This window comes from Mesorhizobium sp. M1273 (assembly GCF_040318195.1).
Classification (GTDB): Bacteria; Pseudomonadota; Alphaproteobacteria; order Rhizobiales; family Rhizobiaceae; genus Mesorhizobium.
Genome location: NZ_JAMYLV010000006.1, coordinates 130,716 through 151,191, shown reverse-complemented (window position 1 = coordinate 151,191; position 20,476 = coordinate 130,716). Strand labels below are relative to the sequence as shown.

17 protein-coding genes are annotated in these 20,476 nt (G+C 58.1%); 8 read left to right on the top strand and 9 right to left on the bottom strand.

Annotated features, from left to right (window positions below; genetic code table 11):
• Window positions 1–68: 68 nt before the first annotated feature.
• The 5 genes from NKH30_RS09520 to NKH30_RS09500 all read right to left on the bottom strand — a co-directional run bounded on the left by NKH30_RS09520 (window position 69) and on the right by NKH30_RS09500 (window position 6,068).
• A complete protein-coding gene (locus NKH30_RS09520; RefSeq protein ID WP_352541725.1) occupies window positions 69–1,118 on the bottom strand; it encodes a class I SAM-dependent methyltransferase in 1,050 nt (349 codons plus the stop codon).
• Between the two features lie 99 nt (window positions 1,119–1,217).
• On the bottom strand, window positions 1,218–2,267 hold the full coding sequence (locus NKH30_RS09515; RefSeq protein ID WP_352472464.1) for a glycosyltransferase family 2 protein: 1,050 nt from the start codon (window positions 2,265–2,267) through the stop codon (window positions 1,218–1,220).
• The gene (locus NKH30_RS09510) at window positions 2,264–3,514 is read right to left on the bottom strand and encodes an oligosaccharide flippase family protein (protein ID WP_352541724.1); all 1,251 of its coding nucleotides are present in this window, start codon (window positions 3,512–3,514) and stop codon (window positions 2,264–2,266) included. The genes NKH30_RS09515 and NKH30_RS09510 overlap by 4 nt, the downstream gene beginning before the upstream one ends.
• Window positions 3,515–3,974: 460 nt before the next feature.
• Window positions 3,975–5,078, bottom strand: coding sequence for an NAD-dependent epimerase (locus NKH30_RS09505; RefSeq protein ID WP_352541735.1), 1,104 nt, complete (start codon window positions 5,076–5,078; stop codon window positions 3,975–3,977).
• Between the two features lie 279 nt (window positions 5,079–5,357).
• The gene (locus NKH30_RS09500) at window positions 5,358–6,068 is read right to left on the bottom strand and encodes a helix-turn-helix transcriptional regulator (RefSeq protein WP_352472466.1); all 711 of its coding nucleotides are present in this window, start codon (window positions 6,066–6,068) and stop codon (window positions 5,358–5,360) included.
• Window positions 6,069–6,354: 286 nt separating this feature from the next.
• Between NKH30_RS09500 and NKH30_RS09495 the strand changes: the two genes are divergently transcribed.
• Window positions 6,355–8,094, top strand: coding sequence for a PAS domain S-box protein (locus NKH30_RS09495; protein WP_352472467.1), 1,740 nt, complete (start codon window positions 6,355–6,357; stop codon window positions 8,092–8,094).
• Window positions 8,095–8,277: 183 nt separating this feature from the next.
• On the opposite strand, the gene NKH30_RS09490 is transcribed toward NKH30_RS09495, so the two are convergent.
• A complete protein-coding gene (locus NKH30_RS09490) occupies window positions 8,278–8,955 on the bottom strand; it encodes a LuxR C-terminal-related transcriptional regulator (RefSeq protein WP_023675618.1) in 678 nt (225 codons plus the stop codon).
• Window positions 8,956–9,466: 511 nt separating this feature from the next.
• Here NKH30_RS09490 and NKH30_RS09485 point away from each other — a divergent pair.
• The 6 genes from NKH30_RS09485 to NKH30_RS09460 all read left to right on the top strand — a co-directional run bounded on the left by NKH30_RS09485 (window position 9,467) and on the right by NKH30_RS09460 (window position 15,646).
• Window positions 9,467–10,189, top strand: a complete 723-nt coding sequence (locus NKH30_RS09485; protein ID WP_023675619.1) for a nucleotidyltransferase family protein — start codon at window positions 9,467–9,469, stop codon at window positions 10,187–10,189.
• Between the two features lie 53 nt (window positions 10,190–10,242).
• The gene (locus NKH30_RS09480) at window positions 10,243–11,379 is read left to right on the top strand and encodes a DegT/DnrJ/EryC1/StrS family aminotransferase (RefSeq protein ID WP_352472522.1); all 1,137 of its coding nucleotides are present in this window, start codon (window positions 10,243–10,245) and stop codon (window positions 11,377–11,379) included.
• Window positions 11,376–12,050 (top strand): sugar transferase, encoded by a 675-nt coding sequence (locus NKH30_RS09475; protein WP_352541723.1) that lies wholly within the window; start codon window positions 11,376–11,378, stop codon window positions 12,048–12,050. Before NKH30_RS09480 ends, NKH30_RS09475 begins: the two co-directional genes overlap by 4 nt.
• Before the next feature lie 74 nt (window positions 12,051–12,124).
• Window positions 12,125–13,129 (top strand): SDR family NAD(P)-dependent oxidoreductase, encoded by a 1,005-nt coding sequence (locus NKH30_RS09470; protein WP_352472469.1) that lies wholly within the window; start codon window positions 12,125–12,127, stop codon window positions 13,127–13,129.
• Window positions 13,126–14,397 carry a hypothetical protein gene (locus NKH30_RS09465; protein ID WP_352472470.1) on the top strand — a complete coding sequence of 424 codons (1,272 nt, stop codon included), beginning with the start codon at window positions 13,126–13,128 and terminating at the stop codon, window positions 14,395–14,397. The genes NKH30_RS09470 and NKH30_RS09465 overlap by 4 nt, the downstream gene beginning before the upstream one ends.
• Window positions 14,384–15,646 (top strand): polysaccharide biosynthesis/export family protein, encoded by a 1,263-nt coding sequence (locus tag NKH30_RS09460; RefSeq protein WP_352541721.1) that lies wholly within the window; start codon window positions 14,384–14,386, stop codon window positions 15,644–15,646. Before NKH30_RS09465 ends, NKH30_RS09460 begins: the two co-directional genes overlap by 14 nt.
• Before the next feature lie 58 nt (window positions 15,647–15,704).
• Here the strand turns inward: NKH30_RS09460 and NKH30_RS09455 are convergent, their stop codons facing one another.
• Both NKH30_RS09455 and NKH30_RS09450 read right to left on the bottom strand, forming a co-directional pair.
• Entirely contained in the window at window positions 15,705–17,003 is a 1,299-nt protein-coding gene (locus NKH30_RS09455) for an HlyD family type I secretion periplasmic adaptor subunit (protein WP_352472472.1), read from the bottom strand.
• Between the two features lie 239 nt (window positions 17,004–17,242).
• Window positions 17,243–18,994, bottom strand: coding sequence for a type I secretion system permease/ATPase (locus NKH30_RS09450; RefSeq protein ID WP_352472473.1), 1,752 nt, complete (start codon window positions 18,992–18,994; stop codon window positions 17,243–17,245).
• A gap of 399 nt (window positions 18,995–19,393) precedes the next feature.
• Between NKH30_RS09450 and NKH30_RS09445 the strand changes: the two genes are divergently transcribed.
• Window positions 19,394–20,086 (top strand): N5-glutamine methyltransferase family protein, encoded by a 693-nt coding sequence (locus tag NKH30_RS09445; RefSeq protein ID WP_352472474.1) that lies wholly within the window; start codon window positions 19,394–19,396, stop codon window positions 20,084–20,086.
• A gap of 99 nt (window positions 20,087–20,185) precedes the next feature.
• Here the strand turns inward: NKH30_RS09445 and NKH30_RS09440 are convergent, their stop codons facing one another.
• On the bottom strand, window positions 20,186–20,452 hold the full coding sequence (locus NKH30_RS09440) for an acyl carrier protein (RefSeq protein WP_023675628.1): 267 nt from the start codon (window positions 20,450–20,452) through the stop codon (window positions 20,186–20,188).
• Window positions 20,453–20,476 lie beyond the last annotated feature (24 nt).

Sequence of the window (20,476 nt, the reverse complement as noted above, 5' to 3'; positions counted from 1 at the left end):
CGTCCTTCGTCTGCTTGGCATTCACCGCGCGCCTAGTGGTGTCGAAATCACCCTTCACGCGGACCCGCTCATCGCTGCTTGGCTTGGCGATGAATCCGTAGCGCAGGTGACGAGACTTTGTCGATCTTTGCCCAGAGTGCGCTCCCCCCCATCGTCGATGCATTCCTGATCGCGTATGCCCATGCCGGCAACCGCGATGGTGAAATCGCAAGGGCAGTCAAACCTTGCGCAATCCGTTGCGCTTTGCTTCGCGGCAGGGCGCGCACGAACTCACTCACGCTACCTGGTTTCTCTCCCTTTCGGAAAAAGCTGTGGACGATGTCTTGTTTCAGGAATTTGGCGAGATTGAACGGCTCCCGTTCGCACTTGCTCAATTGCAAGCCGTGCCGCTGACATATGGCATCGAAGGCTTCTTTCGTCCATCGGCCGATGTGGTTTGGTGGCATGTCTATGAGCGAGCCATGGGACTCCATGTAGTAAGTTCTGTTTTCATTTGGCACGGCGATAAAGGCAGATCCTTGCGCCTTCAGAAGATATTTCAATCGAGCAAAAACGTCGTCCACTTGGTCCATATGCTCGAAGACTTGAAACATGAAAATAAAGTCGAAGGACTCTTTCATAGAATCGAAGCTGTCCATCCGAAAATCGCCTGAATAGGTCTTAAAGCCTTTCGACGCCAGTACAGACCTCGCCGTTTCGTTGTAGTCGACCGCAGAGATGTCGGAAACATGGAAGAATTTATTCTTGATGCGATCGAGAAAATATCCGAACCCAGACCCCACTTCGAGGGCAGTTTTTCCGCCAGTCTTCAGGCCCGCGAGCTCTTCGAGAGTCCTTGAATATTCCCATTTCATGGTCGGATAGGAAGGGTACGCCCAGGCTAAGTTATAAAATTCAACGCCGCCAGCGACGAAGGGATCTGCAAAACCGAATCCGCAATCTGCGCATTTGCGGATATCGCATGTGTTGCTGCCCCAGAGATCCGACAGGTGGCTTGTTAATTTTCGAGAGCGATCGGGGTCCTGACGCGGATTGATGAAATGTCGAGAGGCCTCATCTGCTGTCACTTCGAACAATTTCGCGGTTGATACACTGGCACACGCCGGACAAATGGTCATCTCGCTTACCCCTAAAGGCCAGACCGAAGGAAAGCCGCCTTCGACGGTATATGATGCGCCCCAGCCCGCCCGCCGTCGCGCTCGACGATGCCGCCATGCTCAGAAGCTAAATCGTCTCAGGCTACGCAATCGACCCAGTCTCGGGCGGATCGCGAACACGTAAGTAAGAATGTGCTGGCTCGCTATTTTCATAACTGACGGGCGAAGAATTTGCATCGCATCTCGGATCGTCGCCCGCCAGGGTTGCTGGTGGAATCTGCTGGGAAGACGAGCAACCCGCAGCGCCCGTAACAGAGTCTCAGGGCAGGGAAGATGTTTACGATCCTCGATGAGGTTCCAGTTAAGCTCTTTGACGGCAAGCGTTACCTGATCGACCTCATCGAAACTCTTGGTTGTAGTGATGCTCGGGTGGTTCGTCGCGTCGTAGAAGATCAAGCCATCGTTTATCGCGACCATGTCTCCGTGGCAGGCCAGATCGACAAAGAACAGCTGGTCGACTCCAGCTGGGATTGAATTATGGGCGCGCATCAGGCAACCCGCGTGAATGACGTCGCGGTTGATCAAAAGCGTCGATGGGATGATCCCAAGGCTCCGCGTCGTGCGGACCAGATAGAGGTCCGTCAGGCATTGCTGGCTTGAGTAGACGGAAATTCGTTGCCGCCCCTGCGGTGGCAATCGGAATTTCATCCGATCGTCCTCAATTATATTGGCTGCACAGGTCATGAATGCAGCTGAGGGATGCTTGGTGGAAACCTCGGCAAAGGTCTTGAGTGCGCCCGGAGCGAGCCAGTCATCGTCATGGAGCAGCTTGATCCATTTTCCGGCGCAAGCGAGCATGGCATTGTTGGTATTCTCTACCTGACCGCGGCCCCGGCAGTTTTCGACAATTCGGATGCGAGGCTCGGTCCGCGCATACTCGGCCACGATTGCCCAGGTCGGTCCGTCCCGGCCCTCGTCGTCGCTGACGACCAACTCCCAACTGGAAAAATTCTGACTCAGAATGCTATCCATTGCCCGGCGGATCGTGTCCGGTCGGCGAAAGGTTGGGATTGCAACTGAAATGAAAGGGCGCAGTCGCGAAGCATCAGCGCGATGATGTTGGTCAACCACAGCGGTCGTTTGGAGCTGATCAAGCTGCGATTGTTTCATGGTGCTTTTCCCTCGAGATGATGACCTTGTTTTGGTATGGCAGCTCCCGCTGGTTTAATGGCATGGCTCAAAATATACAGAGAGGCCGCCGTTTTCAGTGCAAACCCGACGCCGCCGCCGGCCGCCATCAGATAAATGACCTTGAGTGGTTCCCAACCTGCCTCAGCACCGGCAAGAAGCGGACCAAACACCAGCGCCGTCCGCGCGCCATCGACGAGAAGCCGTAGCTCCTGCCGGCGCAGGAGAGCTGGGACATCTTGAAGCGGCGTCGCCAACGCCTGCGCAGCCCCCATGAACGCCAGCGCGGTCATAATGTCTGCGGCGGGAACCCAGGGCGGGCCCAGCAGGGGGACGACAATATATGGCGCGGCCAGGCCAAGCGCCAATATTGGCAATGCAGTGAGGCCGGCTGAAAGCATCAAGAGGCCGCGTGCGGTGCCGAGCAGATGTCTGCGATCACTGTTTTTGTTCGCCTCGGAGACAAAAACATTGCTGAGCGGGGTGGCGATCAGCGTGACCGGCGCAGTCACCAGCCGCGCTGCCACTCCCAGGTAACCCGCAAAAGCGGCGCCAAACAGCGAACCAACGAGTATTGCGGGAAGATTGATAATGGCGAAACTCGCGAGAGCTGAGGGAATGTCAAATAACGGAAACTTGTATTCTCGCCTGGCGACGGCAAAGACGGTACGCCACGGCGCTCGGGCGACGCCGTGTAAGTCCTTCCAGCTCAGAATCCGAGAGCCGAGGAGTCCGATAAAAATAAATTGGCTCAGGATATGGGCATGCACCATCGACTCACCTCCGAAATGGGCGAGCCCAAAAATCAATTGCAGCAGGGCCATGGTCGCCGGCAAGATCAGGCGGCCGAGGGCGAAGTCTCGTAGCAGGCCTGCGCGCAGGCTCCAGCAGTTCATGGCTTCGACGAGACCTGCGCCCGCCATCCCAAGTGGAACGAGCCAGGCGAGGTGGCCGACCCGCGCTGGAGCGATGCTCGCCCACAGCAGTCCTGCCGCAAAGGCGAGGACACTCGTCACCGACACAGCCAGGAGAATGAGCTTAACAGTCACATACGCCCGCGCATTGTCCTTGACACCATAGAGAGAGGCCTCGAAACGCAGTGCTGCGATCGCGCCGAGGATGTTTACGATCGAAAGATAAATCGTGAAGATCCCGAAATCTGCCGGGGAATAGAGCCGGGCCAAAACGGGAATAGCGGCGACGAGAGTCAACTGACCGGCAATCGCCATGGCCGAAACGCCTCCTGCCGCGCGCAGAATACTGCCGATCGGGCTTGGAGGAACACGGGTGATTATTTTCTCGACCGTAGGAACCGTCCTGGATCTCAGAAAGTAGCTTTGGGACATGAGCTCGCGATTCCGAGGAGGCAAAATGCGGTTGACCGGAGCTTACGATGGGGCCTGAACGTCACCATCATCCATCTGAATGACATCGTTCGGCGGAGCGGCGATGTAGCGAATTCTTTGTGCTCCGGGCGGGGCACAACTGCAGCTCTGAAATTGAGACCGCTCGTTGGACTTGCCCGCGATGAACTGATTTCTGCGGGGATCGCGCGGGCATCGATGCTCGGGAATGTCGTCGTCACGTTATGCGGTACCAACTGGATCTTTTGACCAGACCAGCAGCCGCGACAAGGATGGCCGACGCGCGGATTCGTCGCTCCGACAAGGCGCGGATTACACGGTGGGCTTACACATGCATTAACGTTTGTTGCTGTGTGCTGGCTGCGATGTTCGTTCCATGAAAGTCCCGGTACCATTCGACAAAGCGTTGCACTCCGTCCTCGAGCGTTGTCGCCGGGGCGAAGCCGACAGCGTTACGAAGATCACTCACGTCGGCGCGAGTCTCCAGAACGTCGCCCGGTGGTAGAGGCACTTCCACGCGAATCGCCCGGCAGCCAAGGGCGGTCTCGATGAGCGAAATCAGCCGGTTAATCTCCTCCGGCCGGTCGTTGCCAATATTATAGACGCGGTACGGTGCAGAACTTGTGGCGGGATCTGCGGTAAGAAAATCCCAACCCGGGTCGGGTCGCGGCGGTGCAGCGAGTGCTCGAACCACCCCCTCAGCGACGTCGTCGATATAGGTGAAGTCTCGCCACACGCGGCCGGCATTGGCTACTTCGATTGGTTTCCCCTCGATAATCAAACGCGTGAACATGTAGACTGCCATGTCGGGCCTGCCCCAGGGGCCATAAACGGTGAAGAAGCGTAGTCCGGTCACGGGCAAGCAGAATAAATGACTGTATGAATGCGCCATGAATTCGTTTGAACGCTTGGTTGCGGCGTACAGACTGACAGGATGGTCTGCGCCGTGATGCTCAGAAAACGGTGTGGTTCGATTTGAGCCGTAGACGGAGCTCGACGAAGCGTAGACGAGATGACTAACGCCGAAGTGCCGGCAGCCCTCAAGGACGTTGAGAAACGCCACTATGTTCGATTGCACATAGCAATGCGGGTCAGCAAGTGAATGACGCACGCCGGCCTGAGCCGCGAGATGGACAAAGTGTGAGGGGCGAAATTCTGAGAACAGCAACTGAACGCGGGCGGCATCCGCCAGATCAATTCGCATCGAAGTGAAGCCCGGCTCGGCACAGAGACGTGCAAACCGCGCTTCCTTGAGTCGTGGATCGTAGTAGGGGGTGAAATTGTCGACGCCGATGACTTCGACACCCAGACGCAAAAGCCGCAAGGCGACGTGAAAACCAATGAAGCCTGCAGCACCGGTGACGACGATCGGTCCTATCGGGACGAGTTCCTTCACGGCGCGGTCTGACCGGGATCGGGCGGTTTCCATATTTTCCGCAGAAAGAACGGAACCACCGTTTAAATCATGATCCAATTTTTTGCCCCTTCGACGTCACTCGACAGTGTCGAATTGCCTATTCCGAGATCCCGGCCAATTGTGCCGGGATGTTATGTGCCGGGGCGTCGGCGTCGGCACAGGTGAGCAGGCGCCGGCCACGCGCTGCGCAACGTGACCTGCCAAGCTAGGTTGGAACGGCCTCCAGCACCGGTCGACCAAGCCCCGTCGCATGTGGATGCCGCCAACTAGACCCCAACAACTGCGCGGCCCTTACGGCAGGACCGAAATACGCCCAAGAAGGGCCACCAGTTCCGCCTGGCGTTTTGTTTCGGTCTTGGCGAACAGCGAGGCAAGCTGGGAACGGATCGTGGTGCGGCTGAGACGCCAGCTGCGAGCGATCTCCAAAGGTGCGTCGCCCTGGGCCAAGCGCAAGGCGAGGTGCGTTTCTGCGCTCGTCAAGCCAAACATTCTTTGCAGCGTCCGAGGATTTGGCCCCGACCTGTTGTCGCGATCCAGCAGCGCCACAATGCTTGTTCCGTCGGGAGCGATAACGCCGTTCTCGTTCAGTATCACCGGTCGGTCGCCCCTGCTGCGGATCACCACCCAAGACAATGAGCCCGGCAGGAATTGGCCCGGAACATTCGCGATCAGCCGCCTTAGGGCGGCCGTAAGTCCGCTCGCCGTGTCGGCCGCTTCGCCCTGGCGCTCAAGCGTGGTTTGGGCGGCTGCGTTCCACTCGACTACTTTTCTTTCGCGATTCAACACGAGATAGCCACAGCCAATGCGATCAAGCACGCCGGTTATGGATTCCAGACTGCGGCCTTTTGGTTCGCCGAACCTTGCGCCCAATGGATCCGATGCGCGATCGGGAAGGTGACCAGAAGAGGGCCGCGTATTCCGCGCTTCAAAATCATACTTGGTCCTCGTAACAATATACCGATTGTTCGAAGAAGCATCGACCTGTCTATCGATCAGATTCATTTTCTACCCCTAACCCAAAGTTTCACACGCCCGAAATAAGTATTCGGGATTCATGTAGTCTTCTATGTGTAGCTGGATTATAGTCTTCTATGCGCTGACGGATAATACGTTCATCATCACCTTGAAAACTTAATATGATCCGACAGTTCTAAGGCAGCTCTTAGGCCCCGCTGCGTCCGATAAAATGCGCGCTATGATAGCGGTATGGCAATCCGGCAGTGGTACTAAGCTGTACGTTTTTTGCTCTAGTCTCGACGGGCTAGTCAGAAGGTTGTAGTCTGTGTCCATGAGCTCGCAGTCGCGCAGGTCGAATTCGAACCCGTCGGGCAGATTGCTAACTCATATTGCGTCTGCATCGGTGTTAGCTGCCACACTGATATTTGAAATAAAATCGTCAGCCTATATTGGGCAAGGCGCAAGTTTTCTGGAATTTATTCCGGCTATTATTATTATCGCTTATCTCGAAGACCGCGTACCTGCGCTCGCTGCGACCATTCTGATGGTTGCTGTCGGGCTGTGGGCACGAGGACACGATCAGATTTCAAGTGGAGACTGGGCACGCGCAATCCTGCTTCTGGTTTCGGGTGGCGTGATTGCCATGACCTTCCATCGTCTGCGGCAGGACTTGCGTGAGTTGCTGGAAGTCGCGGAGGCCAGGCTCGCTGCCGTCGAGGCGACCGAAAGCCGCTATCGTTGGGCCTTCGAACGTGCTGCCATGGGATTCGCGAACACCAACAAGAAAGGTGAGTTGCTGCAGTCCAACAGACGCCTTTGTGAGATGACCGGGTACAGGGAGGAGGAGCTTGCCCAATTACAGCTTGATACGCTCGCCCATCCGAACGACCGGGATACCTTGGCGCAATTGCTGGCGAGGCTGGGCAATGACATTTCTTCGTTCGTTTCGGAGGTGCGTCTGTCACGAAAGGACGGTACGGCATTCTGGGCCAGGCTAACGCTTTCTTCGTCCGTGCCCGAGGGTGGCCTCTCGGAGAGCATCTTCGTGGTGGTCGACGATATTTCGGAACGACGCGCTGTTCACGAAGCGCTTCGGGCCCAGAAGGAATGGCTGGACCTCGCTCTGTCTGCTGGACGCTTGGCCACGTGGCGCATAGACCTTAAAGACGGGATAGTCACGGGCTCGGACACGTTCTGGGACATTCTCGGCCTGGCCCAGGCCAATAGCCGCAGTTTGGAGGAGCTGTCAGCTGTCGTTCATCCGGCGGACTGGCCGAAGCTGGCGGCATCGAGAAAGGCCGCACCATCGGTCACGAATTACGATGTCGAGATACGCGTCCGCCGACCGGACGGACATATCCGCTGGGTTGCGCTGCGCGGAAGGGAGGAAAGACATGATGATGGTGGACAGCGGCTTGGAGTGGCCGCCGACCTGAGCGAGAGACGACAAACCACGCTGCTGCGCGCCGCGGCAAAGAAGCGGGAACGCATTATGCTCGAACAACGCCACAGGTTCGGCAACGTTTTCGCGGTGATCACTGCGCTCGTGAAAATGGTCGATGCTCCTGGAAACAATGTTGCCAAATACAAGGAAATGCTGATCGACCGGATACGCGCGCTTGAGGCAACCCATCTGCTTCTTTCACGCAACGGCAGCGTATCGGGGACGCTAAACGATCTCGTTGCTCAAGAATTGCAACCATATATGGGAACACGCGCCATATCGGTCGGCGGTCCTTCCGTGACGATGTCGGGAGGCGCCGCCGAGAGTTTTGCGATGATCGTTCACGAGCTTGCCACCAATTCCATGAAGTATGGAGCGCTTGGCGATCCAAAAGGCCGGATCGACGTAAGCTGGACGTTCGCACCTGAAGACACAGGCAGCGAGATCGGGTTCGAGTGGGTGGAATCGGGGCGGCGGCGGACCTCGAGCGTAGTCCGTCATGGCTTCGGTTCCATGATAATCGGAGTGGATGGAGCGCCGCTTGTCGGTCACTCTCCCAGGCTGGAAATATCGGACCAAGGGTTGCGGTATTCGCTGCGGCTGTCACGCAAGGAAATCGGATTGTAGTGCAGTGCTCCAATCGGAAAGCAGATATCTAAAGGCGGGTCGCGCTGAGCGGCCTTTGAGATGCGCAGGGTTCCTTCCAAGAATGTCGTCGGCCCAAAGCTGCGCCGCGGCTTTGGGATATGCAGTAAAATGCATGAGGAGTCTTGCGACGCCGTTTGCACGTCCAAAAGGACGCGCGGCGCTCTAGCTGGCATGTCTCGAAAGCCAAGTCTTCAGCATAACGGCAGCCTCGGTCCGATTGCGTACCCCCAATTCACGCAGAACCGCAGCAGCGTGGATTTTCGTGGTCGCCTCCGCGATTTCCAGATCGCGCGCAATTTCCTTGTTTGAATAGCCTTCCGCCATCAGCTTGAGGACTTCCTTTTGCCTCGAAGTCAGCCTGCCAAGGTTGACGCCAGCGGTACGCCTCTGTGGGCCTTTGTCGTCGGAATGGGTATGCGCGTGGGTTGTTTGCGTCGCTCCCGGGCGTGACAGAAGTGCAGGAACATAGATGCGGCCGGAGAGGATTTCATTGACGGCCAAAACAACCTCTTCGTCCGTCTGCGATTTTACGATGTAGCCGTGAAGCCCGATCGACAGAGCTGTGAGTATTTCCGAGCGTGAATCGTTTCCGGAAACGATCGCAAATCGCGTGTCCGGATAGGCAGACAGGATCCCGCCGAGCACTTCTTGATTGAACAGGCCCGGCATATTCAGATCCAGGATCGCAAGATCCACGAACGACTGCTCTGCCAGCAAACTGAGCACCGCGTCGAAACAGGACGCTTCAAAGATCTCCACACCTGGAATGCCTGCGGTCAGTGCCAATCGCAAGCCGCGACGATACAAGCCGTGATCGTCGGCGATGACGATTCGATACATTGAACTACCCCAACGCCTATCTGAATGGATTGAACGGTAATGGCCTGAAAATCGTGGCCATCCACTCGTCGATTCATCCAGCCGACGCTGCGGCACCCCCAACACCGCAAACGCCAGATTTCTAATATAATCTTAAATGACGGGAAACGCTCCTCTTTTTTTGCCCCTTGTGAGCGAAACCCGCCGAACGTCGTCGAACATACGTTCTGACCTTTTGGACAGCTGACAGACCGGCCGGTCGTTCAGCAGTGCTATAGGCCTAAAGATATAGAACAGCAAAACGGCTGAATTGTTACCATTCGAATGCACGACGACATCCACCCTGACGGCCACATACCATCCAGATGCAATGTCCGGATCAGGGGACAGTGGAGTAATCTCACCGGTCTTCTACGGGAAATCTCACCGGTTCTTCTGAGGGGACAAGAACGCGTTTCCCGGGTGCTGACCAGGGCAGGATAGCCGGCCCGTGACGATGGCGTTCAGGCCGAATGAACAAGGGAGGACCAGGATGAAAGCGGTTATTCAATGTGGAGGAATGGGAACACGCCTCCGCCCCTTCACTTCGGTCTTGCCGAAGCCGCTCATGCCGATCGGCGCACGGCCGGTTCTCGAGATGCTTCTGAAATGGTTGCGACGCAACGGCATTCAGGAAGTTTATATTACAACCGGGTATCTCGGCCACTTGATCCGCACCGTGTGTGGAGATGGCTCGCAGTGGAACCTGAAAATTCGATATACGCAGGAGATGGAGCCGCTTGGCACCATCGGGCCACTGTCTTTGATCAGGGATGAACTGACGGAGCCATTCATCGTTCTCAATGGCGATGTCCTCACGGATCTAAGCCTCAGTCGATTTGTAGCAGCGCACCGTAAGCACACCGATCCAGTGACAATCGCAACAGCCTGTCGCCTGATCAAGATGGATTTCGGCGTCATCGACGAAGTCGACAATACCGTGCAGGTCTTTCGCGAGAAGCCGACGCTTTCGCATCTGGTCAGCATGGGAATTTACTGCATGAACCCGGATGTTCTGCAGTTTATCCCATCCGGCATACCCTTTGGGTTCGACGACCTGATGCTGCAGATGATGCAGAACGGCACAACCGTGCACGTGTACAAGCATGAGGGTCTCTGGCTCGATATCGGGCGCGTCGACGATTTTCAGAACGCACAGACCATTTCCTGGGAAGACCAGTCGGCCTCGATCGAGGTCACTGCGACGGCTGCATGATGATGATGAAGTCACGAGCCCGGTTCCCACAGTTATCAGTCTAGGAGGTTGTGATGCTCTTGGTCAGTGCCCCGATCTTGGGTGTGCCGGAGAAGACTGCTTTGACCAGGGTCATCGACAGCGGCTGGCTGACCATGGGGGAGCAGGTACGAGCCTTCGAACAAGCTTTTGCCGACGTTCATGATGCGGAGGATTGCGTCGCGGTCAGTTCTTGCACCGCAGCGCTTCATCTCATTTTGCACGCACTTGGCATCGGACCGGGCGACGAGGTGCTGGTGCCATCCTTGACGTTCGTGGCGACCGCAAATGCGGTCCTCTATGTCGGTGCGACGCCGGTTTTCGTCGACATCGAGTCAGCCGACGTGCCGCTGATGTCGATCGTGGAAGCCGAAGCGAAATGCACGGCCCGCACCAAGGCAATCATTCTCGTTCATTTCGCCGGCTACCTCGCCGATCGGGAACAATGGCAGAGGTTCGCCCGTGCCCGGGGGCTACACATCGTCGAGGACGCCGCGCATGCGCCGGGCTTGAAGGAGGTGGGGACATTTGGTGCCGCGGCCGCCTTCAGCTTCTACGGCAACAAGAACATGACCACGGCGGAAGGCGGGGCTGTGATCGCCAGGGATGCCGGTCTGCTCGAGACAATCCGCCAGGCGCGTGGACATGGGATGACCACCGGGACACGTCAAAGGCTGAACAGCCGCACCCCTCAGTATGATGTCACCATGCTCGGATTCAACTATCGCATGGACGAATTGCGGGCTGCGATCGGACTGGTCCAGCTGCAAAATCTGCAGGAGTGGAATGAGATCAGGCGTATCCTGGTCATGCTGTATCGTCGTCTCATAGCGAAGCATTGCCCAGCCGTGACCATCCCGTTCCACGAGCCGCGGACGTCGGCCTACCACATCATGCCTATCCTTTTGCCACGTTACGCCGACAGGCAAGACGTCATCGACGCACTGCGCGGGCAAGGGATACAAACCACTATCCACTACCCGCCGGTGCACCAGATGACGCTCTATCGTGAGCTCATTCCCGGTACTCACTTACCGCGCACTGAAGATTTCGCCCAGCGCGAACTGACTGTACCGCTGCATCCGCAGATCACCGCACCTTTGGTCGAAACGGTGGTGGTCGCTCTTGCCGCAGCGGTCAATAACTGCGCTCAGACAGGAACAGCCGCATGAATGCCCTGGACCTAGCCATTCACAGGCCTAACGGCTCGAGCGCCGCCCATGGGTCTGCGAGACGAGCAATCGATCTCGTCATTGCTGCAGCCGCTGCGATCGTCTTCGCCCCGCTGATGCTGCTGATTGCCGTGGCGCTGCTGCTGGAAGGCGGTCGGCCCATCTTCTTCGCACAGACCCGCGTCGGGGCCGGTGCTCGCCCATTCCGCATGTACAAGTTTCGCAAGTTCAGCGTGCAATGTGACCCCGGTGGCTTGGCTCTGACCATGGCCGATGACAGCCGCATGACGCCGATAGGACGGTTCCTCGCGGTCACCAAGTTCGACGAACTGCCACAGCTTTGGAACGTCTTCAGAGGCGAGATGGCAATCATCGGGCCACGCCCGGAGAGCCTTGCCTTCGCCGACTGTTTTCGCGGGGGCTTCGAAGACATTTTACAATACAAGCCAGGCTTGCTGGGTCCAGCCCAGGTTCTCTTCCGGCATGAAGCCCGTTTCTATCCGCGATCGATGGACCCGCTACTGTTCTATCGCCAGGTTCTGTTTCCTGCCAAAGCCAGGCTCGACCTTTCCTATTATCCGCAGCGCACGATCGGGTCCGATGTTGTGTGGATGGTGCGCGGCTTGCTGGCGGTGCTTGGGGTGGTTTCGCCGTCGCCGATCGGAACTTGAGAGCAGGTGGAACACCCGCACTCTCGTGGATTTGCAAAGTCAGTGCCTCACGTCATAGGGGGAACGCTTGGGTCATGGCATACAAGGGCAGGAAAGTTCTGGTTACCGGTGCCGACGGATTCATCGGGTCGCATCTCACCGAAGCACTCGTCCGTAGCGGCGCGGACGTCACTGCGCTGGCTCTCTACAATTCCTTCGACAGCCACGGCTGGCTGGACGATTTGCCGGACACCATTCGAAGCCAGTTGAACCTCATCCGCGGCGATGTTCGTGACAGCGCCTTCCTTAACCGGATCGTGCGTGGCCAGGCGGTCGTGTTTCATCTCGCCGCACTGATAGCTATCCCATATTCGTACGCCGCGGCCCAGTCCTATGTAGAAACGAACATCCTGGGCACGGTCAACGTCCTCGAAGCGGCGCGCCAATGGGATACGGAGCGTGTGGTGCACACCTCGACAAGCGAGGTTTATGGCACCGCGCTGACAATGCCTATCAGCGAATCGCACCCGTTGCAGGGACAGTCACCATATTCGGCATCCAAGATCGGCGCGGACATGATGGCGGAGTCCTACGCCAGATCGTTCGACATCCCTGTGGTTATCATGCGGCCCTTCAATACGTACGGCCCGCGCCAGAGTGAGCGGGCCATAGTACCGACCATTATACGCCAGGCTCTCGACAAGAAATGCCCGGCGATCATGGTGGGAGACACAAGCCCGATCCGCGATCTTACTTTCGTGGAAGACACCGCGGCGGCGTTTTTGACCGCAGGTTCCGCCGAGCTCGAATTTGGCCATGCCTACAATGCCGGAAGCCAGCGCGCCGTGACGATCTCGGACATATTGGATCTGGTGATCGAGTTGAGTGGCTGCAAGAAACCAATCCACCGAGACGAGCGCCGCCTGCGGCCGCAGAATTCCGAGGTGCGTGCCTTGCTGGCCGATTCTTCGCTCCTCGAAAGCAAGACTGGATGGCGTGCCCAGACCAGCCTGCGCGAAGGCCTGGAGCGGACCATCGGATGGTGGCAAGGGCGCCTCAGCGAAGGCCGGGTGCGACACGAGATGGGCTACATGACATGAGCTTTCGCCCGGGAGGATTGGCTCTGTTGATTGCGGCTGCCTTGTCGTTGGATTTGACCGTGGCAGGCAGTCGGCAAAGCAGCGCGTCGAGACAATTTGTTGCGCCAGTGACGATGGACTTGCCCGATTATCTCCAACCCGCGACCGACCCAGCCTTCGGGACAATTTTCATGCGCATTACCAAGCCTGGGGCCCTTGGGAATGGAGTCGTATGCGAGAAAAAATTCTGCAGCCACCGTTATTCCAGCGCCCAGGCCTGGAATTCGGACCAGACTCTCCTCGTCATCACCAACGGCTGCAATGGCATGTGCTTTTTCGACGGGCAGACCTATGTCCCGCTCTTCCGTCGTGCTCGATCGGCTGAATGCGAATGGCATCCGCAAAATGCCGATCTGATGATCTGCGTTCAGGACCGGAAAATTTCGACCTGGGCGCCGCGGACCAATCGCGAAGACGTCCTGTTCGTTTCACCGAATTATCGTGATCTTCAGTTCGGGCCGTCCAAAGGCAATCCCAGCCGTGACGGCGATCGCATAGCAGTGCGCGCAATCCGTGGGGATGGCGCGATGGTTGTATTTGCCTATGATCTCAAGCAGCGCCGGAAATTTCCGGACATCGATCTTGCTCAGCTTGCCGGAACCGTCAGCGCCTGCTCGATCTCCCCGCTCGGTGCGAACATCCTGTGCTTTCAGAATGTGAACGAGGACACAGAGCAGCGGGCTATTTTCTCCGTCGACGGGACGTTGCGGCAGAGGTGGACTGACCATCATCGCCCCGGCCATGGCGATATGACGGTGGATAAAGATGGCAGCGAAGTTTTCGTGGGCATCAGCAAGTCCGACCCTGACAAATATCACGTCATCAAAAGGAGGCTGGCCGACGGAAAGGTCACCTCACTTATGAAGTTTGGCGAAGCCGAGCATGCATCCCTGCGGGCATTGGACAGGCGCGGTTGGGTGTTCGTAAGCTATGGCGGCAAGCCGGAAGAGATATCTGCCAATCCCGACTGGGCGCCATATGCGCGAGAGGTGATCGCGCTTCGCCTCGACGGCAGCGGGGAGGTTCGACGCGTCACGCAAACTCACAACGTCCCGTCCGATTACTGGAGCGAGACCCATGCCTCGCCATCCCCCGACGGCTCACAGGTAATCTGGTCGAGCAACTGGGGCGTGCCTGGCGGGCCGGTCTACGAATTCGTCACCCGTCTCGATTGGCCGGAAGAGCCGCGGTCGAACCAGAAGGAGATTGCCGCCAATGGTCCTCGTTGATCGAATGCTTCTTGTCGTGTTCGGTATGCTGGCTGCCATGAATACGGCTGCTGCAGCGGAACCGCGGGTCGCCTATCGACTTTCTGCCGGCGACACCGTCGAGATTGGAATTGCCTCCATCCCGGAGCGAACGCAACGTGCGGTGGTCCAGATGGACGGCACGATCGCGCTTCCCGAAGTCGGGATGGTTTCGGTGGGGGGCTTAACTCCGGCTGAACTGCAAACGCGCATGCAGACGATCTTGCCGACCAAGATATTCCACCAGCGTCTGCCTGATGGGCGGGAGCAAATGATCGTCATCAAGCCGACAGACGTGACCGCCGTGGTTGCGGAGTACAGGCCGATCTATGTGACCGGCGACGTGCTCACTCCCGGACAGCAGGCCTACCGCCCGCTGATGACCGTGCGGCAGGCGATTGCCGTGTCAGGCGGTTTCAGCCTTTTGCGGTCCCGGGCAAACCAGGTTGGCCCGGATCCGGTGGATCTGCGGCGCGATTACGAGTCGCTTTGGGGGGAATATACGAGAGATTATTTTCATAGCGCCCGCATCCGCGCCGAACTTCAGGACAAACCGACTTTCGACATGCAGCCACCACAAGGATCTCCCTTGCCGGCAAGTTTTGCGTCGGCGATCGCGCAGGCTGAAGCGGAAGGGCTGAAGCTCTCGTTGGACAACTTCCGGCAAGAGCAGGGCTTTCTCGAAAAAAGTGGCAAGGATGCTGCTGCACAAACCGAGACCCTGCTCAAGCGCGAGCAGGCCGAAGCGGATGGAGTGAAGGCGGACGAAGACGAGCTGGCGCGCGTAAGGAAAGCGTTTGAGTCCGGAAATCTAACCAATACCCGGCTTGCCGATGTCCGGCGCGCTTTGGTTCTTTCTTCCAGCCGGGCACTCGAAACGTCGGTTGAGCTTATGAGAGCACGACGTCAGCAGGACGATTTTACCAGACAGCACGAACGCAATGTCAACCAAAGAAGAATGGGTCTGCTGACTGAGTTGAAGGATACCAACGTGCGTCTTGCCGACGTTGGCGCAAGACTTCGCGCCGCCAGCCAGAAGTTGCAGCCCACGGGAGCGGCCGCTCTGCCGTTGCCGGTTGCCGGCGAAACGATCCAGGCCGAGGTCACGATCATTCGCAAGGTCGGCGAAGAATGGCGAAAACAGCTTGCCCAAGAAGACACCGAGGTCATGCCGGGAGACACGATCGAGGTCAGATTCAGCAGCGCTCTCGAAAATGCGGCGACCCGATAGATCGGCTGCGCCCCGATCCAATCGGCCGCCGCGCTGTCGGTTGAGTGTGGCAACCGCTTTACTGCCTGAAAGCTCTGGAAAACTGGTCGGTGAGGGGCTTCATCAAGTAGGACCAGACACTGCGCTCGTCGGTTCTTATGTGGACTTCGGCGGGCATGCCCGGTTTGAGGATTTTCTCTCCTGTCAGGCACGTCGCTTCATTCTCGACGTCGATACGCGCCGAAAAAAAGGAAAGCTGGCGTTGCTGATCCTTGATCAGATCCGCTGAGACGCGCTTGACCGAGCCTTCGCAAGCAGGTGTGGTGCCGGCGTCGAACGCTGGAAAGCGGATCGACACCTGCTGTCCGGGATGAATCTCGTCGATACGCGACGGAGGAATGGAAGCGTCGACGACAAGGTTGTCGGAATCGGGCACAATCATCATGAGCACCTCTCCCGCGCCAATCACGCCTCCTACGGTATGGACCGAGGATTCTTGTACTGTGCCCGATTGCGGGGCACGAATGTCTGTCCTGCTGAGTTCGTCTTCGGCCACCACCTTGCGCTCACTGAGCTCGGTCTGCTTGGCTTCCGTTTCGCGAAGTTCGTTGGTCACGTCGCTCCGCATTTGTTCGTCGAGCTGAAGCACCTGCAGGTCCGTTTCACTGATGTGAGCTTGGACCTCTGCTATCGCTGCGACAAGGCGTCCCGATTCGCCGCGAGCCCGGGTCTTGTCCAGGCTGACATTGCTCAACCTCTCCTTGGACACCAACTTCTTTGCGTAGAGAGATTCGACATCCGCAAGGTTCTTGGTCAGCAGATCCAGAGACTCGTCCGTTGCAGACTGCTGCGATTTGAGGCCATCGATCTGACGTTCCAGCTGCTTCGCGCGGCTTTGTAATTGTGCCTTCTGGCCAGCCAGCGCCGCAGCACGGCTTTCAAACAAGGCACGCTCGCCACTGACAAGTGCCGCCACTTGCGGGTCGCCCATTTGAGCGCGAAGGTCGGGCGGGGTCTGCATTTCCGGCAGACCCTGGCGCTCGGCCTCCAGTCGGGCCAGACGAATGGTGGCGCGATTGAGGTCCTCGGTGACTATCTGCAGGTTTGCTCGGGTCAATGTGTTGTCCAGCCTGACCAACACATCGCCGGCCTTCACATGATCGCCGTCCTGAGCGAAGATTCCGCCGATGGTGCCGCCGGTTTGATGCTGGACTTTTTTAATGTTGCTTTCGACCACCACGGTTGCGGGCGCAATCACCGCGCCGGCAATCTTGGTCAATCCCAACCAGAGCCCGCCGCCAAAGATCAACAGCAAGCTGGTTGCCAGGCCCAAGAGCAGATTGGCCCGGATGCCATCCGGCTCTGGCTTCGTCTCCAACGAACGGCCTTCGCCACCGGCTGCGACGTATGACACGGCAACAGCAGAGCGATACCTCGCATATGCCCGGCTGCACCCTTGTGCGGCGGAACGACAATGTGCTGCTAGGCTCCGGACCAGAGTACCCCAGGGTAGATTGGCTCGAATCCCATCCGGCTGCGGCTTCTGCCCGGTCGGCGGGCCTTCGCCGCCAACCGCAGCATATGACGACATGGTCACGTTAGACACTAAGCAATACCTCACGCATGCCCGCTTGCACCGTGCTGCAGCGGAACGACAATGTTTGGCTTGTCCGGGCGCGGGAAGGGCCGGACCACATTTGCCAGAACGTCTTCGCGCGAGCCGAACGAATGGAGCATCCCGTTCGACAGGACGAGTACCTGATCGATGTTGACGAGAGCGGAGGGGCGATGCGCAACGACGATCACGATACCGCCGCGCCGACGCACTGCCAGGATTGCGCCGGCCAAAGCAGCATCACCGTCTGCATCCAGATTGGAATTTGGTTCGTCAAGAACGACGAGGAATGGATCGCCGTAAAGTGCCCTGGCAAGCCCGACGAGCTGCCTCTGCCCAGCCGAAAGGGCCGCGCCGCCTTCTCCGATGCGTGTTTGAAAACCCTGCGGAAGACGCATGATCATCTTGTCCACGCCCGCAGCCTTGGCAGCTGCCAGCACGCCTTTTGCGTCGCTTTTACCGCCGAACCTCGAAATGTTGTCGGCGATCGTCCCGTCGAACAGCTCAACGTCCTGCGGCAGGTAGCCAATATGAATGCCGAGCAGTTCTGAGTTCCACTGATCGAGCGAGGCGCCGTCCAATCTTACCGTGCCACGAAGCGGCTTCCATGCGCCGACCAAAGCGCGCACGAGCGTGGTCTTGCCGGAGCCGCTCGGGCCGACGACCGCCAACCCTGCGCCTCTCGCCAAGCGGAAGCTTACATTGAAGATGGTGGGCTTCTGCAGGCTTGGTGGCGCGACGGTCAATTCCTCGACCGCAAGCTCAGCCTTCGGGCCGGGCAGTTCCATTGGCTCTTGCTGGCTATCAAAAGCATCCAGGGCTGCCGCCAGCTCGGAATAGCTTTTGCGGGTTGCCAGAAACCCTCTCCAGTTTGCGATCGCCACATCGACCGGTGCCAGCGAGCGGCCCAGCAATATGGACGATGCAATGATCACGCCGGGCGAGGCCTCGCCGCCGATCACAAGGTAGGCACCAAGCCCCAGCACACATGATTGCAGGGCCATTCGGAGCGTCTTCGACAGTGAGCTTGCTGCGCCGACGACGTCGGAGAGCCGTTCCTGGTTCTTCAGATAAAGATGACTGACCTCGTTCCAGCGCCGGCTAAGCGGGGCGGAAAGGCCCATCGCCTGAACAACCTCTGCGTTGCGGCGGCCGGAGTCGGCCAGAAGCCGCTGCGCTACGAGTGTCTCAGATGCACGAGCCGCTGGTTTGCGGCCGATGATCTCGGCAACCACCGTCAAAAACACAACGGCACATGCGCCGAGCGTTGCCAGCACGCCAAGCGCGGGGTGCAGCAGATAGATGACCACCATATAAAATGGTATCCAGGGAGCGTCGAACAAGACTGTCGGCCCGAGCCCGGAAAGAAAGCCACGTAGCTGGTCCAGATCACGAAGCGGATGTACCCGGTTCGCATCCGGCCCGGCGACGAGGGGCAGGGAAAGCGAGGCTGCGAACGCTTTTTGCTGCAGATTTCTATGCAGGCGGCTGCCGATGCGGACCAACAGGCGAAGCCTCACGAAATCGAGGAGCCCATAGGCCGCGTAAAGTCCCAGCATCCCGACTGTAAATCCGATAAGAGTCGGCACGCTCTGCGAAGGCAGCACGCGGTCATAGACCTGGAGCATGTAGACGGAGCCGGTCAAGGCGAGGATATTTATCAATGCCGAGAAAACGCCTACGCCGACGAGGCCGTGCACACAGCCGAACATTGCGGAGCGGAGATCGAGCGAGCGCCCTTTGGTCGACTTCATGATGTGCGCTCGTTGACGCGAAATTGCCGCGCAATCTCGTCGATTCTTTCGATGAGGGACAAACTTTAACCTTCCGGGAAGCAGCAGCCCCGCCCCGCTGCTGAACATTACGAATTGCTTACATACGTGCCTTCTTTGATTAAAATGTAGCAAAATCGTGACGCCAGGCTGAGAATTCGGCAACTGGCTCGCCAGGCTGGGGATAACCGGGTCAGGTAAGGAGATATTCCTAATCATGACACCCGGCAGAAGCTTATGATCATCTTTGTAGCATCAAGGCTTCAAAGCGTCTGGCGACGGATGGGTTTTGATTTTGTCGATCGAGAGTTAAACGGTTTTGAGATACACTTCATCGGTACGTCGGCCACCAACGCCGGCTAAATCGGGGAGGCGAGTGTCGTGAGCGAAGAGATCAATGTTGCCGATGCCTACGGCAGGGGGCGCAGCACCTTCATGGGATTGCAGTTGCTGGTCTCGCCCGGTGCGCTTGTTCCTCGGCCGGAAACGGAACTGCTCGGCAAGGCCGCTCTCGATGTCCTGAGCCAACTGAACCTGCCGGTGCCTCGCGTTGTCGACATGTGCTGTGGGGCGGGCAATCTGGCGTGCGCCATCGCGCACCACGCTCCCACCGCGCGCGTGTGGGCAAGCGATCTTACCGACGGATGCGTGGAGGTCGCGCGCCGCAACGTCACCCATCTTAAAATCGAGGACCGGGTAACGGTGCTTCAGGGCGACTTGTTCAGCGCCTTCTCAGGCTTGGAGCTCGACGGCACGATCGACGTGATCGTTTGCAACCCGCCCTACATTTCGGAAAAACGGCTCGAGGGCGACCGTTCGCATCTGGTCGAGCTCGAGCCGCGTGAAGCATTCGCAGCCGGCCCCTACGGCCTGAGCATCCACATGCGGGTGCTCAAGGAGGCGCCGCGCTATTTGCGGCGCGGAGGCATCCTGCTTTTCGAAGTGGGGCTTGGCCAGGATCGGCAGGTCATGAGTTTGCTCGAGCGTTCCAAGGCCTATGAGAGTATCCGGGCAGTCACCAACCAGGCCGGTGAGGTCAGGGTGGTTGTGGGACATACGAGGGCGCAGGCGTAAGCATCGCAGCCGCGGCAGGTAGACGCGCTGTCGCGGCTAGAAACGGCCGGGAAGTTGAAACAGAGTTGCGCGAGATTTCGGAAATCAGTTTCTCTTGCGTCAGTTTCTCTTGCGCATGACGTATTGCGCAATTCCCTCGATGGAATCGAGATTCTCCGGCAGCAGCTCGCTGTCTTCGACCGTGATGCCGAAGGTCTCCTCGATGAAGCCGATAACCTCGAGCACACCCGTCGAGTCCACGATGCCCTGGTCGAGGAGCGAGGTGTCGCTCTCCAGGCTCTCGGGATCGGCTATATAGAAATTCGAGGCCAGGAAAGCGCGAATTTGTTCGCTGCAGGTATCGGTTCTATCCTTGGTAGATAACATTTATTTCGCCTCCGGTACAAAAGA

Bases quoted from the DNA above. Each gene is read 5' to 3' on its own strand.
- NKH30_RS09500 (WP_352472466.1), bottom strand. From the start codon at position 6,068: ATGAATCTGATCGATAGACAGGTCGATGCTTCTTCGAACAATCGGTAT.
- NKH30_RS09470 (WP_352472469.1), top strand. From the start codon at position 12,125: ATGGCATACAAGGGCAGGAAAGTTCTGGTTACCGGTGCCGACGGATTC.
- NKH30_RS09490 (WP_023675618.1), bottom strand. From the start codon at position 8,955: ATGTATCGAATCGTCATCGCCGACGATCACGGCTTGTATCGTCGCGGC.
- NKH30_RS09510 (WP_352541724.1), bottom strand. From the start codon at position 3,514: ATGGCGATTGCCGGTCAGTTGACTCTCGTCGCCGCTATTCCCGTTTTG.
- NKH30_RS09515 (WP_352472464.1), bottom strand. From the start codon at position 2,267: ATGAAACAATCGCAGCTTGATCAGCTCCAAACGACCGCTGTGGTTGAC.
- NKH30_RS09475 (WP_352541723.1), top strand. From the start codon at position 11,376: ATGAATGCCCTGGACCTAGCCATTCACAGGCCTAACGGCTCGAGCGCC.
- NKH30_RS09520 (WP_352541725.1), bottom strand. From the start codon at position 1,118: ATGACCATTTGTCCGGCGTGTGCCAGTGTATCAACCGCGAAATTGTTC.
- NKH30_RS09450 (WP_352472473.1), bottom strand. From the start codon at position 18,994: ATGAAGTCGACCAAAGGGCGCTCGCTCGATCTCCGCTCCGCAATGTTC.
- NKH30_RS09480 (WP_352472522.1), top strand. From the start codon at position 10,243: ATGCTCTTGGTCAGTGCCCCGATCTTGGGTGTGCCGGAGAAGACTGCT.
- NKH30_RS09465 (WP_352472470.1), top strand. From the start codon at position 13,126: ATGAGCTTTCGCCCGGGAGGATTGGCTCTGTTGATTGCGGCTGCCTTG.
- NKH30_RS09495 (WP_352472467.1), top strand. From the start codon at position 6,355: ATGAGCTCGCAGTCGCGCAGGTCGAATTCGAACCCGTCGGGCAGATTG.
- NKH30_RS09485 (WP_023675619.1), top strand. From the start codon at position 9,467: ATGAAAGCGGTTATTCAATGTGGAGGAATGGGAACACGCCTCCGCCCC.
- NKH30_RS09505 (WP_352541735.1), bottom strand. From the start codon at position 5,078: ATGGAAACCGCCCGATCCCGGTCAGACCGCGCCGTGAAGGAACTCGTC.
- NKH30_RS09440 (WP_023675628.1), bottom strand. From the start codon at position 20,452: ATGTTATCTACCAAGGATAGAACCGATACCTGCAGCGAACAAATTCGC.
- NKH30_RS09460 (WP_352541721.1), top strand. From the start codon at position 14,384: ATGGTCCTCGTTGATCGAATGCTTCTTGTCGTGTTCGGTATGCTGGCT.